Source organism: Bifidobacterium callitrichidarum, assembly GCF_003129905.1.
Taxonomy (GTDB): domain Bacteria; phylum Actinomycetota; class Actinomycetes; order Actinomycetales; family Bifidobacteriaceae; genus Bifidobacterium; species Bifidobacterium callitrichidarum.
The window spans coordinates 91,009-105,068 of record NZ_QFFM01000007.1; the positions used below are offsets into that span (position 1 = coordinate 91,009).

Below are 14,060 nucleotides of genomic sequence, written 5' to 3' on the forward strand. Positions count from 1 at the left end.
GGGCCTACGGTCATGTCATCGCATCTGCGCACGGCAGGTGCAATGACGACTCACCACGCTCACTCGGCGTCGGCGGCCTTGTCCTCGTCGGACTTGGACAGCTCGTCGGCCACGGCGGCAGCAGCGGAAGCGGCCTCGACGGACTCGGCCTCCTCATCCTCGGCGGCCTCGCCCAGGAAGTTGGAGAGATCCACGACCTCGCCGTCGGCGGTGAACTTCACGGCGCGCATGCCGGCGAGCAGGCCCTTGGAGCGGCCGACTTCCTGCACGGCGGAGCCGAGCTGGCCGTTCTTGATGATGGCCTGGATGAAGGCGTTCGGATCCATGCCGTACTGCTGGGCGATGGAGGCGAGGAAGTTGAACACGTCGGCCTGGGAGACCTTGACGTCCAGCTTCTGGGCCAGGGCGTCGAGGACCATCTGATCGCGCAGGTCCTTCTCGACGTTCTTCTCGGCCTCGGCCTTCTGCTCGTCGGTGGCCTTCTCCGGATCCGGGGTCATGCCCTTGAGCTGCTCCTCGACCATCTTGGCCTTGACGCCCTTCGGCACCGGGATCTCCAGGCCTTCCTGCAGCTTGGCGATGAAGGCGTCGCGGGCCTCGGTGGCCTGACGGCCTTCGGCATCCTGGGAAGCGGCCTTGCGGATGTCGGCCTTGAGCTCGTCCAGGGTGTCGAACTCGGAAGCCTCGGAAGCGAACTCGTCGTTCAGCTCCGGCAGCTCCTCGGCCTTGACGGAGTTGACCTTGACCTTGATGGTGGCCTTCTCACCCTCGTGCTCGCCGGCTTCCAGCGTACCCTCGAAGGTGGTCTCCTCGCCGGCGGACAGGCCTTCCAGGGCCTCATCCATGCCGTCGAGCATGGTGTTGGAGCCGAGCTCGTAGCTCACGCCCTCCTGGGAGTCAACGGTCTCACCGTTGATCTCGGCGGTCAGGTCGATGTTGGCGAAGTCGCCCTTGGCGGCCGGACGATCCACGCCCACCAGGGTGCCGAAGCGCTGGCGCAGGGCCTCGAGGCGCTTCTCCACGTCCTCGTCCTTGACTTCCGGCTTGGCGATAGCGATCTCCATGCCGTCGATCTCCGGCAGCTCGAAGTCGGGGCGACGCTCGACGGTGGCGGTGAACTTCAGCTTGGTCTCGTCCTTGGCGGACTGCGGCACGTCCTGAACGTCGAACTCCGGCTGATCCATCGGCTGGATCTTCTTCTCCTCCAGAGCCTTGGAGTACAGCTCCGGCACGGCGTCGTTCACGGCCTCGCCGGCAACGGCGGCGAAACCGAAGCGCTGGTCGATGATCTTGCCGGGCACGTGGCCCTTACGGAAGCCGGGAACGTTCACCTGCTTGGCGATTTCCTTGCGAGCCTTATCCAGGAACGGGTCAAGCTCTTCCGGGTCGGCGGTGATGGTGAGCTTCACCTTGGTGGGCTCGAGGTTACGAACGCTGATCTTCACGAATGACTCCTCAAAAGTCGTATGTTCTTAACAATCTGCCGTAAGGCAACCTCTACATGATAGCGCTACTTACGGACGGTGCAATAAGGCGCACCTGCCAGTTTCTCGCGCCCTGCTCGGCGAGGAAGGCCTCCACGTCGATTCCGGCGAGGTCCTCGGTCCAGCACAGGTTGCGAAGGATCTGCGGCTTGACGATCATCTCGGCCGGCGTGCGCGTATCCTCGGCGATCCGGTTGATCACCTTGCGCACGCGCTGGAGACGGTCGTAACGGTCGGGATGCCGCTGCTGCCACAGGCGCATGGAGCGCGGCGCGTTGACCACCATGCCATTCTCGTCCTGCTCGGGCGAGGGCATGGATGGCCATTGCGAGGGCTTCAGGGCCATGGCCCGGTCGATGGCGGCCTTCCACACCTTGGGCTTGACCTCACGCTGGATGGGCGCATATCGCTCGAACATCTTGTCCTGTTCGGTGCCGGTGCGGATGCGTACCCGCTCGTTCAGGGAACGCAGGGCCCGGAACTGGGCGGCGTTGTGCGGTTTGGCCGTGGCGGCCTCGATGATGGAGGCGTCAGCCAGCAGCAGCGTGGGGGCGATGTCATATTGACGGGCGAGCCGGTCGCGTTCCTCCCACAGCGATTTGGCGATGGCGAGTCCGCGTGGGTCACGGCTGAGCTGGGTGATGCGCGAGACCCTGAGCCACGGGATAGGATGCGGCTTCCTCGGAGCCAGTCCCTCGTTCAGGGCGTGCGAGAATTCCTCGGCGGCCCATTCGTCCTTGCCGTGGGCCTTCAGGTCCCGGCGCATGAGTTCCTCAAGTTCGATGAGCACCTCCACGTCGAGCGCCGCGTAGTTGCGCCAGTCACGCGGCAACGGGCGGTATGACCAGTCGGCGGCGGAATGCTCCTTGGCTAGCGTGATGCCGAGGTAGTGCTCGGTCACCGCGGCCAGGCCGAAACGATGCAGGCCGAGCAGTCGCGCCGCGATCTCAGTGTCGAACAGGGCACGGGGTTTCAGCCCGATGTCCGCGAAGCCGGGCAGGTCCATCAGCGAATCATGCAGGATCCAGACGGCGTCGCCCACCGCGTCGTTGAATTCGTTCCAGTCGGCCCCGGCCTGGGTCAGGGCCACCGGGTCGAGCAATGCGATGCCGGCGCCTTCACGTTTGAATTGGATGAGCCAGTCCTCATGGCCGTACCGGAAACCGGAGGCGCGTTCGGCGTCCGCCGCCAACGGGCCGTCCGCGGCGGCCAGCGCCTCGCAGTACCGGTGATAGTCGGCGAGTGTGGAGGTGACGTTGGGTACTCCCCCACGTGGTTCCTTGAGCAACCGGGGTTCGGTCTCACGGACGTCGCTCACCTGCAGTCATCCTCCTCTGGACGGACGGTAGATCTGATGAAGGCGGCCCACGAATTCACTTGTGCGCCGGCGTCCATCGTACCGTCCGGCCCGGTCCCGTCAAGCGGCGTCCAGGATACGCGCATCTCGCAACCGGAACTGGGGGCCTCGTCGAGCCCGCCGAACGCGGTGTTGCGGGTCACGGTCACGGTGCCGGAGACGGTGTCCGGCTCGGCGTATTCCACGTAGTCGCACATGCCATCCCAATACATGCCGGGGGCGAGCGGGTCGTTCTCCCCCGCCTCCAGCGGCAGCCGGGCGAACGCCACGCACCGCCAATTTGAATCCCATCCGGTTCGCGGCTCATGGGCGTAGAGCATCATAATCCAGCCGGTGGCGAGCCGGAGAGGACCTGCCTCCTGACTGGAGCTTTCCGATTCGAGTTCCACACCGATGCCGAAATCGGCCAGCGTGGAGGGCACGGGAATCTCGCGGTAGCGCACGTCATCGAGGCGCTGCATGGTTCGGACGGATTCGACGGCCGCCCACACGTCGTCCGGCACACCGCGCGGACGCACGGGATGCTGCGGCGCACCGGCTCCATCGCCAGGCCTCATTGCCGCAGGAGTACCCGCCGGAAAAGCGAAGATCTCAGCCATATCATCAGGGTAAGGCAGCAGCGGGCGTTTCCCGGTATCGGCGCGCTTTCCCGCCAAACATCTTCTTCCCAGCCAACAGTCATCCGCTCATTCTGGGCATATACCTACCACCTGAAGGAAGCCGAAAACGGTTCTGGGCATATACGTACCAGTTATCGGCGTTTTCACGTTCCTCGTGGTACGTATATGCCCAGAATCACGTATCTACTACGGTTATGCACAGAATAAATGGCCGGTATATGCCCAGAAACCGCTAGTCCAATCCCCTGACGCCGGCTTTCCGACCATCTGTTTCCGAGAACCCCCTGGCTCCGGACGGCAGGATTTAATACACCGTGAACCCGTGGGCCTTGAACTGGTTGGCAACGCGCTCTCGGGTGGCGGCGTTCGGGCCCTTCTGGTTCTCCAGCGGGTACGGGATGCGCAGCTCGTGCCACTTCGGGCGGCCGAGCTGGTGGAAGCCGAGCACGTCGATGTGTTCCACGGCGTCACCGAAGGTCTCGCAGATCTCGGCCACCTGTTCCACGTTCTCCTCGGAGTCCGTGAGCCCCGGCACGAGCACGAAGCGCACCCAGATTTTCTTGCCGGCCTCGGCCAAACGCTGGCCGAAGTCGATGGTGGGCTGCAGCGTGCCGCCGGTGACCTTGTGGTAGGTCTCCTCGTTGCCGGACTTGACGTCCAGCAGGCATAGGTCGATGTCCTCGAGCATCTCGTCGGTGTAGTTGGTGTTGAGGAAGCCTGAGGTGTCGAGGCAGGTGTGCACGCCCATCTCCTTGGCGGCGTGGAACACGCGCGAAACGAAGGCGGGCTGCATCATGGATTCGCCGCCGGAGAACGTGATGCCTCCGTGCGTGGCCTTGAACAGGTCCTTGTAGCGGTCCACCTTCTTGATCATGGCGTCGAGGTACACGGGCTTGCCATCGCGCATCTTCCAGGTGTCCGGGTTCTGGCAGTACTGACAGCGCAGCGGGCAGCCGGACATGAACACGGTCATGCGGGTGCCCGGACCGTCCACGGAGGTGTTGATGTCCCAGGAGTGGACGAAGCCGATGTCGCCGGATTTGAGCGCGGCGATACGGTCGCGGCGATCGAGGCCGATGGGCGATTCGAAGCCGGACAGACCGCCCATGAGGGTCTGCGAGGCGTACGTCTTGGATTCGCGCAGCATGTGGCGCGTGGTGGTACGGAACTGGTTGTCGGGCATCATTGTCCTCCTGTTCCTGCAAGTGATGCGACAGGCCCCGCGATCGCCGATGAGGCGCCGACCGGGCCCAACCTCCCCTCAGTCATTCGCGGCGAGTTCCCTCCCGAGGGGAGCCAAGGGAGGGAAAGCCGAAGTCGTCATAAGGAAGGGGTGGGACGAAAGCCCACCCCTTCATCGTTCTACCGTTTCACACGGTCGCGTTCACTGACGGATCAGTCGGTGACGGCGCCCTGGTGGAAGGTACGGGAGATCACGTCGAGCTGCTGCTCCTTGGTGAGCTTGACGAAGTTCACCGCGTAGCCGGAGACGCGCACGGTCAGGTGCGGGTACTTCTCCGGGTGCTCGACGGCGTCCTCCATGGTCTCCTTGCGCAGCACGTTGATGTTGGCGTGGTAGAGGCCGTGGCCGTTGCCGGCGTCCAGGATGCCGACCAGGTTGCCGATGCGCTCCTCCTCGTCGCGGCCCAGGCCATCGGGGGTGATGGTGTTGGTCAGCGAGATGCCGTCAAGAGCGTCGTTGTAGTCGATCTTGCCGACGGAGAACATGGACGGCAGCATGCCGTGGGAGTCCATGCCGTTCTCCGGGTTGGCGCCCGGTGCGTACGGGGTGCCCTTCTTGTGGCCAGACGGGAAGGAACCGGTGTTCTTGCCGTACTCCACGTTGGAGGTGATGGTCAGGATGGACTGGGTCGGGACGGCGCCACGGTAGACGGGCAGACGCTTGACCTGGCCCATCACGGTGGACACGACCCACTTGGCGATGTCGTCGGCGCGGTCGTCGTCGTTGCCGTAGATCGGGAACTCGCCGTCGGTACGGTAGCCCACGACCAGGTCGTCATCGGCGCCCTCGACGTACTCGTACTCGTGGCCCTCGAGGTTCTTGGCCTCGGCGTTGGTGATCGGGTACACCTTGGCGTACTTGATGGCAGCCAGGGAGTCGGCGGCGATGGACAGACCGGACATGCCGCAACCTAGGGTGCGGTACACCTCCTTGTCGTGCAGGGCCATCTCGATGGACTCGTAGGCGTACTTATCGTGCATGTAGTGGATGATGTTCAGGGCCATGACGTAGGTCTCGGACAGCCACTCGAGGGCCTTCTCGTAGTTGTTCTTGACCTTCTCGTAGTCCAGGGAGCCGTCGGCCTCGGGCTTGATCGGATCGATCACGCCCTTGTCGATGACCTGCATGCCGGTCATCTCGTCGCGGCCACCGTTGATGGCGTACAGCAGGGCCTTGGCGGAGTTCACGCGGGCGGCGAAGAACTGCATCTGCTTGCCCACGCGCATCGGGGAGACGCAGCAGGCGATAGCGGCGTCGTCGCCCCAGTGAGAACGAATCTCCTTATCGGACTCGTACTGGATGGCGGAGGTGTCGATGGAGATCTTGGCGCAGAAGCGCTTGTAGCCTTCCGGCAGCTTCGGATCCCAGAAGATGGTGATGTTCGGCTCCGGGCCAGGTCCAAGGTGCTCGAGGGTCAGGGTGTTGAGCAGGCGGAAGGAGGTCTTGGTGACCAGCGGACGGCCGTCGTCGCCGAAGCCGGCGTCGGACCAGGTCGCCCAGTACGGATCGCCGGAGAAGATGGCGTCGTAGTCCTTGGTACGCAGGAAGCGCACGATGCGCAGCTTCATGACGATGTTGTCGATGAGTTCCTGGGCGTCGGTCTCGGTGATCTTGCCGGCCTTGAGGTCGCGCTCGATGTAGCAGTCGAGGAAGGCGGAGTTGCGGCCGAAGGACATGGCGGCGCCGTCCTGGGACTTGATGGAGGCCAGGTAGCCCATGTAGGTCCACTGCACGGCTTCCTGGGCGGTCTGGGCCGGGCGGGACAGGTCGAGGCCGTACTCGTTGCCGAGGTTGATGAGCTTCTTCAGGGCCTTGATCTGCTCGTCGTGCTCCTCACGGAAGCGGATCCAGTGCTCGATCTCCGGCTCGGTGAAGTCGTTGCGGTACGGCACGGAGTCCTTGTCGCGCTTCTTGAAGGCGATCAGCTTGTTGACACCGTACAGGGCCACGCGACGGTAGTCGCCGATGATGCGGCCACGGCCGTAGGCATCCGGCAGGCCGGTGAGGATCTTGTTGTGGCGGGCGACCTTGATCTGCTTGGTGTAGACGCCGAAGACGCCGTCGTTGTGGGTCTTACGATACTTGGTGAAGATCTTCTTGATTTCCGGATCCGGCTCCTTGCCGGCTTCCTTGATGGCCTGCTCGACCATACGCCAGCCGCCGTTCGGCATCATGGCGCGCTTGCAGGGGACGTCGGTCTGCAGGCCGACGATCACGTTGTCGACCTCCGGGGAGTCGATGTAGCCGGCCGGGAAAGCGTCGATGTCGGCCGGGGTGTGGGTGTCCACGTCGTAGACGCGCTGCTTGCGCTCCACGGCCAGGTAGTTGTCGTCAAGGTACTTCCACAGGTGCTTGGTCTTCTCGGTAGCCGGAGCCAGGAAGGATTCATCGCCCTCGTACGGGGTGTAGTTCTTCTGGATGAAGTCGCGGACATCGATGTCCTTCTGCCAGTTGCCTTCGGTGAAGCCGGCCCACGCCTTTGCTTCGAGCTCCTCCTGGGAGACAGCTGCATTTTCTACTGCGGTCATGTCACTCCTTTAAATGGGGTTGTCGATTTCGCATCTTCACGGAATCGTTGGTTCTTTAGTGTAGTTTGCACAGGCTTGGGAAAAGCTGAAATCGGAAGTGAGCTATCTCACATTCGTTTGTGAACGCTATCATTCCAATGATTTCTAGCCCTTTTTCGCGGCGATTCCCGGCGGATTGTGGTGTTCGTCACATGAAAAACCGCTCATGCGGCGGTGTGCGCATGAGCGGTTTTTCACTATTTGGGAAATATCGGGTCAGCGATGGTAGCCGTCACCGTTCCACTGGCGGTCCTGCTCCTCCCATTTGGCGTTGCGGTCCACCACGATGTCCCAGGCGTGTTCGGCGTCCTCCTTGGTCTTGTAGGGGCCCATGCGCTGTTCGATGGGCGAGATCGGACCGAGTTCGGCCTTGCCCTTGACGGTGTTGAAGTACCACTGCTTGTCGTTGTCGGTCATGTCTTTTCGGCTTCCTTTCCGATTCGAATACGTAATGTCTCCGGTACATGAGGTTGCCATGAATCCGGATGGACTACCCCTCAGTCGGCTTCGCCGACAGCTCCCCTGACAAGGGGAGCCAAGAACAGGAGCCATGCCGATCCTGGTTTCCGAGACCGACTACTCGCGGAAGGCGTTGGTCACGGGCAGGCGGCGGTCGCGGCCGAAGGCGAGGGCCGTGACCTTGGGACCGAGCGGGTACTGGCGGCGCTTCCATTCGGCGCGGTCCACCAGCCGCATCACCGTGTCCACGGTGGCCTCGTCGAAGCCGTCGGCGAGCAGGTCGGCGCGACCGTGCGCGTGCTCGATGTATGCGGCGAGGACCTTGTCGAGCAGCGCGTACTCGGGCAGGGAGTCGGAATCCTTCTGTCCGGGGCGCAGCTCGGCGGAGGGCGCCTTCTCGATGGAGGAGACCGGGATCATCACGCCGTCCTTGAGAGGCACGCCGGGGTCACCGTTCTCGTTGCCCACGATCTTGAGGCCGCCGATGCCCACGCCAGCGGCCGCAGCCCTGTTGCGCCAGCGGCTCACCTCCCACACGCGGGTCTTGAGAAGGTCCTTGATGGGCGCGTAGCCGCCCACAGCGTCGCCGTAGATGGTGGAGTAGCCGCAGGCGAGCTCGGACTTGTTGCCGGTGGCCACGGCGAGCAGGCCACGCGAGTTGGAGCTCGCCATCACGATCACGCCGCGGATGCGGGCCTGCAGGTTCTCGGCGGACACGCCTTCGAGGTGCAGCTGGTCCTGGTAGGCGTTGAACAGCGGTTCGATGGGCTGGACCTCGTAGTGGGCGCCGATGTTGGCGGCCAGGTCGGCGGCGTCGTCCTTGGAGCCGTCCGAGGAGTACATGGAGGGCATGGAGATGCCCCAGACGTTCTCGCCGCCGCAGGCGTCGGCGGCCATGGCGGCCACGAGCGCGGAGTCGATGCCGCCAGAAAGGCCGAGGGTCACGCCCTTGAAGTGGTTCTTGGCCATGTAGTCCTTGAGGCCGAGCACGCAGGCGGTGTAGATCTCCTCATCCGGGTCCGGCAGGTCGGCGATGGCGGCCTTGGCCTGGTGTTCGGCGGCCGGGTCGAAGTCCCAGAAGGTGAGGTCCTCCATGAACATGGGGCTGCGTTCGAGCAGTTCACCATCGGCGTCCACCACGAAGCTGCCGCCATCGAAGACGAGGTCGTCCTGGCCGCCCACCTGGTTCAGGTAGATGACCGGGGCCTTGACCTCGGCGGCGCGGCGCTGCGCGAGTTCGAGGCGCGTGTGGGTCTTGCCCTCCTCGTACGGGGAGCCGTTGATGGTCAGCAGCAGGTCGATGCCCTTGCCGGCCAGTTCGGCCACCGGGCCGCCGTCCTGCCAGATGTCCTCGCAGATGGCCACGCCGATGCGGGCGCCGTCCACGTCGAGGGTGACGGAGCGGTCGCCGGAGGAGAAGATGCGGAATTCGTCGAAGACGCCGTAGTTGGGCAGGAAGTGCTTGTCGTAGCCGGCCCAGACCACGCCCTCGTGCAGGACCACGAGACGGTTGCGCGGCTTGGAGGTGGCGCGGTCGGTGCCCACGGTGCCCACCACCACGAACAGGGAACCCAGGCCTTCGGCGTCCAGGCGCGAGGCGAGGTCGTTGGCCTTGTCCCACGCGGCCTGGCGGAAGGTGCGGCGCAGGGCGAGGTCCTCGATCGGGTAGCCGGTCAGGGTCATCTCGGGGAAGACCACCACCTGGGCGTGGCCTTCGGCGGCCTTGCGAGAGTAGTCGAGCACCTTGTCGGCGTTGGCGTCGAGCGCGCCGACGCAGGTATCGATCTGGGCGAGTGCGAAACGAAGCTGTGTCATGGTCTTCAGTGTACTCAGCTCAGTTCGTTGAGCACGCGCAGGGCGGCGTTGACGTAGAAGTTGACGAACGTGGGGATGGATTCGTCGAGGCCCACGAAGTTCGGGCTGTGCCAGTCGGCACAGCCTTCCTGGCCGTTGGAGCCCACGAAGGCGAACACGGGCAGGGTCACCTTGGCGAATTCGCAGAAGTCCTCCCCCGCCATGGATGGGCGGATCGGCTCAAGCTGCGCGTAGTCGTTCACGTCGGCCGCCACGGCCTTGGCGAGCGCGGGATCGGAGACGAGCGGATCCTGGAAATCGTCCCAGTCCACGTCGGCCCTGATGCCGTACGCCTCGGCGGTGTGCTGCACGACCTCCTTGAAGCGACGGCCCACCAGGTTGCCGTCCTCCTTGTGGAAGTAGCGCACGGTGCCCTGGAAGCCGGCTTCGGCGGGCACCACGTTCCACACGTCGCCGCCGTGGACCTCGGTCACGGACAGGACCAGCGGGTGGAAGGGCGTGACGTTGCGGCTCACGATGGTCTGCAGGCTCAGGATCATGCTGGCGAGCGCCTCAAGCGGCCCTGTGCCCTTGTACGGGTAGGCAGCGTGGGTGCCCTGCGCGTGCAAGTCCACGTGGAACTTCACGCAGCCGGCCATCATCGGTTCCACGCCGATGGCGAGCTGGCCGGGTGCGTAGTTGGGGTTGTTGTGCGTGCCGATGATGGCGTCCACGTCGTCCACGAGGCCCGCATCGATCATGGCGCGCGCTCCCCTGCCGGTCTCCTCGCTGGGCTGGAACAGGATCTTGATCGAGCCGGCGAAGCGGTCGCGGTGTTCGGCGAGCCAGAAGGCGGCGCCCAACAGGCCGGTCATGTGCAGGTCGTGGCCGCAGCCGTGCATCACGCCGTGGTTGACGGAGCTGAATTCGAGGCCGGAATCCTCCACGATGGGCAGGCCGTCGATATCCGCACGCAGTCCGATGCGCGGCCCCGGTCCGGCCTCACCCTGGATGAGGCCGACGACGCCGGTCTCCAGAGGATTCTCGAGGATCTCGATGCCGTGCGCCTTGAGCTGGTCGGCGAGGTAGATGCTGGTGTCGAATTCCTTGAAGCTGCGCTCGGGGTGGGCGTGCAGGTAGTGACGGATGGTGATGAGTTCGTGGTCGATCTCGATATGTTCGCTCATGGTTGCCGATTCTAGTAAGGCGGATGAAAAGGGAGGGAACGCGCCCGTATTGTGCGGAATTGCGCGAAGATCCCCCGCCGGACGTAGGTCGGCGGGAGATCTTCGCATAAGGGCGCAATGGATGCGCTGGATGAATCCGGCGGCTACTGCTGGCGCTTGAGCAGTCGCTTGGCGATGGCGTTGGCGATGCCCTGGACCACCTGGACCAGCACGATCATGATGATCACGGCCGTCCAGGTGACGGTCTGGTCGAACTTCTGGTAGCCGTAGGCGATGGCGAAGTTACCCAAGCCGCCACCTCCGATGTATCCGGCCATGGCGGACATGTCGAGCACGCCGATGAACAGGAAGGCGTAGGCCAGGATGAGCGGGGCGAGCGCCTCGGGAATGAGCACCGTACGGATGATGGTGAGCTTGCCGGCGCCCATCGAGCGGGCGGCCTCGATCATGCCGGGGTCCACGGGCACGAGGTTCTGCTCCACCAGTCGCGAGGTAGCGAAGGTGCACATCACCACCATCGGGAAGATGGCGGCCACGGTGCCGATGGACGTGCCGACCACCACGATGGTCAACGGCTGCATGGCGGCCAGGAAAATGATGAACGGGATAGGCCGAACGATGTTGACGATGATGTCGAGGATGCGGTAGACCACGGCGTTCTCGAACAGGTTGCCCGGGCGGGTGCCGTAAAGCACCACGCCGAGGATGAGGCCCAGGAAGCCGCCCACCACGAGGGTGATGAGCACCATGGTCAGGGTCTGGCCGATGGACTGGAACAGCAAGGGCTTGAGGACGCTCCAGTCGCTGCGCGGGTTGGCGAGGACGATCATGCTTGGGCTCCTTCGTTGTTCTGGTCGGCGGCGTTCGCCTTTGCGGCATCGACGGCCGGTGCAATCGGCGCATGCTCCGGCGTGTACCCGGAGACGGCCTCGTCGTACGGCACCGGGTTCGCGGCGGTGCCGAAGTCGATGACGTCGCTGTTTTCGGCGAGTTCGGCGAGGAAGGCGTTCACGCGCGCGTCGTCGCCCTTGAATTCGTAGGTGATGGCGCCGATCGCGGAGCCACGCACGGTGTCGATGCCGCCGTACAGCAGGCCGGATTCGATGCCGTGCTTGGCGATAAGTTCGGAGATGTTCTGTCCGGAGGCGGACACCTCGCGGCCGTGGCTGTCGGAGACGTCCTTCTGGCGGATAAGCACGGTGACGATGCGGCCGGACCATTCGGTGTGGAGGCGTTCGACGCGGTCCTGCTCGGGCAGTCCGGACAGGGCGGTGGCGATGAAGCGCTTGGTGACCGGCTGCTGGGGTGCGGCGAACACGTCGTACACGTCGCCGGATTCGACCACGCGGCCGGCGCTCATCACAGCCACGCGGTCCGCGATCTGCTGGACCACGTTCATCTGGTGGGTGATGAGCACGATGGTGATGCCGAATTCCTTGTTCACGCGCTTGAGAAGCGTAAGCACTTCGGTGGTGGTCTCGGGGTCAAGGGCGCTGGTGGCTTCGTCGGCGAGCAGGATCTCGGGGTTGGTGGCGAGCGCACGGGCGATGCCGACGCGCTGCTTCTGGCCGCCGGACAGCTGTGAGGGGTATTTGTCCGCGTGTTCGGACAGGCCGACGAAGTCGAGCAGTTCGGCCACACGGCGGTCCTGGTAGTCCTTGCGCCAGTGGTCGAGCTGGAGCGGGTAGGCGATGTTCTGCGCCACGGTTTTGGTGGAGAACAGGTTGAACTGCTGGAAGATCATGCCGATCTTCTGGCGGATGGGCCTGAGCTTCGATTCGCTCAGGGAGGTGATGTCCGTGCCGAGCACGCTCACCGAACCACCGGTGGGGCGCTCGAGGGCGTTGATGAGGCGGACCAGCGTGGACTTTCCGGCGCCGGAATAGCCGATGATGCCGAAGATATCGCCTCGGTTGATGGTCAGGCTCACGTCGTCCACGGCGCGGGCCACGCCGGACTTGCGGCCGCGGACCTTGAATTCCTTGACCACATGGTCGAACGTGATGATGGGGTCGCTCATGGGTTCTCCTGATTGTCGTATGTCGTTTGCCGTTTGCGTCACGGCGCGATGCCGGGCGGGGTGGAACCGGTTCGTTCCTCCCCGCCCGGCATCGTCAGGCCGTATGGATTCGTATGAATCCTACCGGCCGCCGGTCACTGCTGTGCCTTGGCGTCCTTCTCGATGTCCTTGAGAAAGCCCTGCAGCTCCTCGGCGCTGAACTTGTCGGCGAAGACCGCGGTGCCGCCGGAGTTCTCCTGAAGGGCGTTGAGCACGTCCTTCTCGTGGAAGATGTCGATGAGCTTCTTGTAGGTCTCGTTGTTGACGTCCGCCTTGCGGGCCACCCACACGTTGATGTACGGGCGAGCCTCCTCGGACTCGGCGTTGTCCTGGTAGATGGCGTCCTTCGGGTCGAGGCCGGCGTCGGCGACGTAGTCGTTGTTGATCACGCCGGCGGCGATGGTCGGGTCCTTGAGGGTGGTGGCCACCTGCTCGGCCTTCAGCGGGGTCACCTTGACCTTGCTCTTGGCTTCGTCGATGTCGGCCGGGGTGGAGAAGGCGGTCCAGTCACCCTTGAGGGTCACGAGGCCGGCGGCCTTGAGCACGCCGATGGCGCGGGCCTGGTTGGTTTCATCGTTCGGGATGGTGACGGTGTCGCCCTGCTTGATGTCGTCGATGCTCTTGACCTTGGTGGAGTACACGCCGAGCGGGTAGATGGCGGTGCCGCCGATGGGCTGGAGGTCCTTGTTGTTGCTCACGTTGTAGTTGGCCAGGTAGAGCAGGTGCTGGAACTCGTTGAGGTCGAGTTCGCCGGAGTCGAGGGCCGGGTTCTCGGAGGTGTAGTCCTGGAAGTCGATGATGTCCACGTAGATGCCGGCTTCCTGGGCCTTCTGCTTGAACTTGACCCATTCGGGGTTGGTGGCGCCCACGACGCCGATCTTGACCGGGTTGTCCTTGGTGCCCTTGGCGGCCGACTCGCCGGCGCCGGCATAGGCGCGGTAACCGAAGAACGCGCCCACGGCGACGATGGCGACCACCACGATGGTGATGATGATGTTGCGGACGGTGTGGTTCACGCGCACCGGTTCGTTGTTGTTGGCCGGAGTGGCTGGCTGGGTTGCTGCGGTCATGGGATTTCCTCTCTCTTGTGGCTTGTTTTGCCTTGTACAGGCCGGGCCGGTTCTCTTCCTTTTCGGCCCTTCGCGTTGTTGACGGTCTTAACCATACCGGCTTGCGAGCCTGGAAATGGCGGAAAATGGCCGATTGCCGTATAGGTGTTGCTTATGACGGGTACGTAGCCGACCGGAATCACACGGTTTGATAGCCCGCTATAAGACCGGTTCGAGACGG

General features: G+C 64.0%; 11 protein-coding genes. All 11 read right to left on the bottom strand.

What is annotated here, in order from left to right; all coding sequences use genetic code 11:
* Positions 1-59: 59 nt before the first annotated feature.
* The 11 genes from tig to DF196_RS04630 all read right to left on the bottom strand — a co-directional run bounded on the left by tig (position 60) and on the right by DF196_RS04630 (position 13,840).
* A complete protein-coding gene (gene tig, locus DF196_RS04580) occupies positions 60-1,445 on the bottom strand; it encodes a trigger factor (RefSeq protein WP_109056704.1) in 1,386 nt (461 codons plus the stop codon).
* A 52-nt stretch (positions 1,446-1,497) separates the two neighbouring features.
* Complete coding sequence (locus tag DF196_RS04585; protein WP_109056705.1) at positions 1,498-2,802, bottom strand: HRDC domain-containing protein; 1,305 nt, start codon at positions 2,800-2,802, stop codon at positions 1,498-1,500.
* Positions 2,799-3,440 (bottom strand): DUF3000 family protein, encoded by a 642-nt coding sequence (locus DF196_RS04590; RefSeq protein ID WP_109056733.1) that lies wholly within the window; start codon positions 3,438-3,440, stop codon positions 2,799-2,801. The genes DF196_RS04585 and DF196_RS04590 overlap by 4 nt, the downstream gene beginning before the upstream one ends.
* Positions 3,441-3,765: 325 nt before the next feature.
* Positions 3,766-4,647, bottom strand: a complete 882-nt coding sequence (pflA, locus tag DF196_RS04595) for a pyruvate formate-lyase-activating protein (protein ID WP_109056706.1) — start codon at positions 4,645-4,647, stop codon at positions 3,766-3,768.
* 209 nt (positions 4,648-4,856) lie between these two features.
* Complete coding sequence (pflB, locus tag DF196_RS04600; RefSeq protein WP_109056707.1) at positions 4,857-7,232, bottom strand: formate C-acetyltransferase; 2,376 nt, start codon at positions 7,230-7,232, stop codon at positions 4,857-4,859.
* Between the two features lie 255 nt (positions 7,233-7,487).
* Positions 7,488-7,688: a hypothetical protein gene (locus DF196_RS04605; RefSeq protein ID WP_109056708.1), complete on the bottom strand. Its 201-nt coding sequence runs from the start codon at positions 7,686-7,688 to the stop codon at positions 7,488-7,490.
* Positions 7,689-7,847: 159 nt separating this feature from the next.
* A complete protein-coding gene (locus DF196_RS04610; protein ID WP_109056709.1) occupies positions 7,848-9,545 on the bottom strand; it encodes an NAD+ synthase in 1,698 nt (565 codons plus the stop codon).
* A 14-nt stretch (positions 9,546-9,559) separates the two neighbouring features.
* Positions 9,560-10,711 (bottom strand): M20 metallopeptidase family protein, encoded by a 1,152-nt coding sequence (locus tag DF196_RS04615; RefSeq protein ID WP_109056710.1) that lies wholly within the window; start codon positions 10,709-10,711, stop codon positions 9,560-9,562.
* A gap of 143 nt (positions 10,712-10,854) precedes the next feature.
* Positions 10,855-11,541 (bottom strand): methionine ABC transporter permease, encoded by a 687-nt coding sequence (locus DF196_RS04620; RefSeq protein WP_109056711.1) that lies wholly within the window; start codon positions 11,539-11,541, stop codon positions 10,855-10,857.
* On the bottom strand, positions 11,538-12,731 hold the full coding sequence (locus DF196_RS04625; RefSeq protein WP_109056712.1) for a methionine ABC transporter ATP-binding protein: 1,194 nt from the start codon (positions 12,729-12,731) through the stop codon (positions 11,538-11,540). Before DF196_RS04625 ends, DF196_RS04620 begins: the two co-directional genes overlap by 4 nt.
* A gap of 134 nt (positions 12,732-12,865) precedes the next feature.
* Positions 12,866-13,840, bottom strand: coding sequence for a MetQ/NlpA family ABC transporter substrate-binding protein (locus DF196_RS04630; RefSeq protein ID WP_109056713.1), 975 nt, complete (start codon positions 13,838-13,840; stop codon positions 12,866-12,868).
* Between the last annotated feature and the right edge of the window lie 220 nt (positions 13,841-14,060).

Excerpts from the sequence above, each read along its gene's own strand:
- DF196_RS04590 (WP_109056733.1), bottom strand. The coding sequence starts at position 3,440 with ATGGCTGAGATCTTCGCTTTTCCGGCGGGTACTCCTGCGGCAATGAGG.
- pflA (WP_109056706.1), bottom strand. The coding sequence starts at position 4,647 with ATGATGCCCGACAACCAGTTCCGTACCACCACGCGCCACATGCTGCGC.
- pflB (WP_109056707.1), bottom strand. The coding sequence starts at position 7,232 with ATGACCGCAGTAGAAAATGCAGCTGTCTCCCAGGAGGAGCTCGAAGCA.
- DF196_RS04605 (WP_109056708.1), bottom strand. The coding sequence starts at position 7,688 with ATGACCGACAACGACAAGCAGTGGTACTTCAACACCGTCAAGGGCAAG.
- DF196_RS04610 (WP_109056709.1), bottom strand. The coding sequence starts at position 9,545 with ATGACACAGCTTCGTTTCGCACTCGCCCAGATCGATACCTGCGTCGGC.
- DF196_RS04615 (WP_109056710.1), bottom strand. The coding sequence starts at position 10,711 with ATGAGCGAACATATCGAGATCGACCACGAACTCATCACCATCCGTCAC.
- DF196_RS04620 (WP_109056711.1), bottom strand. The coding sequence starts at position 11,541 with ATGATCGTCCTCGCCAACCCGCGCAGCGACTGGAGCGTCCTCAAGCCC.
- DF196_RS04625 (WP_109056712.1), bottom strand. The coding sequence starts at position 12,731 with ATGAGCGACCCCATCATCACGTTCGACCATGTGGTCAAGGAATTCAAG.
- DF196_RS04630 (WP_109056713.1), bottom strand. The coding sequence starts at position 13,840 with ATGACCGCAGCAACCCAGCCAGCCACTCCGGCCAACAACAACGAACCG.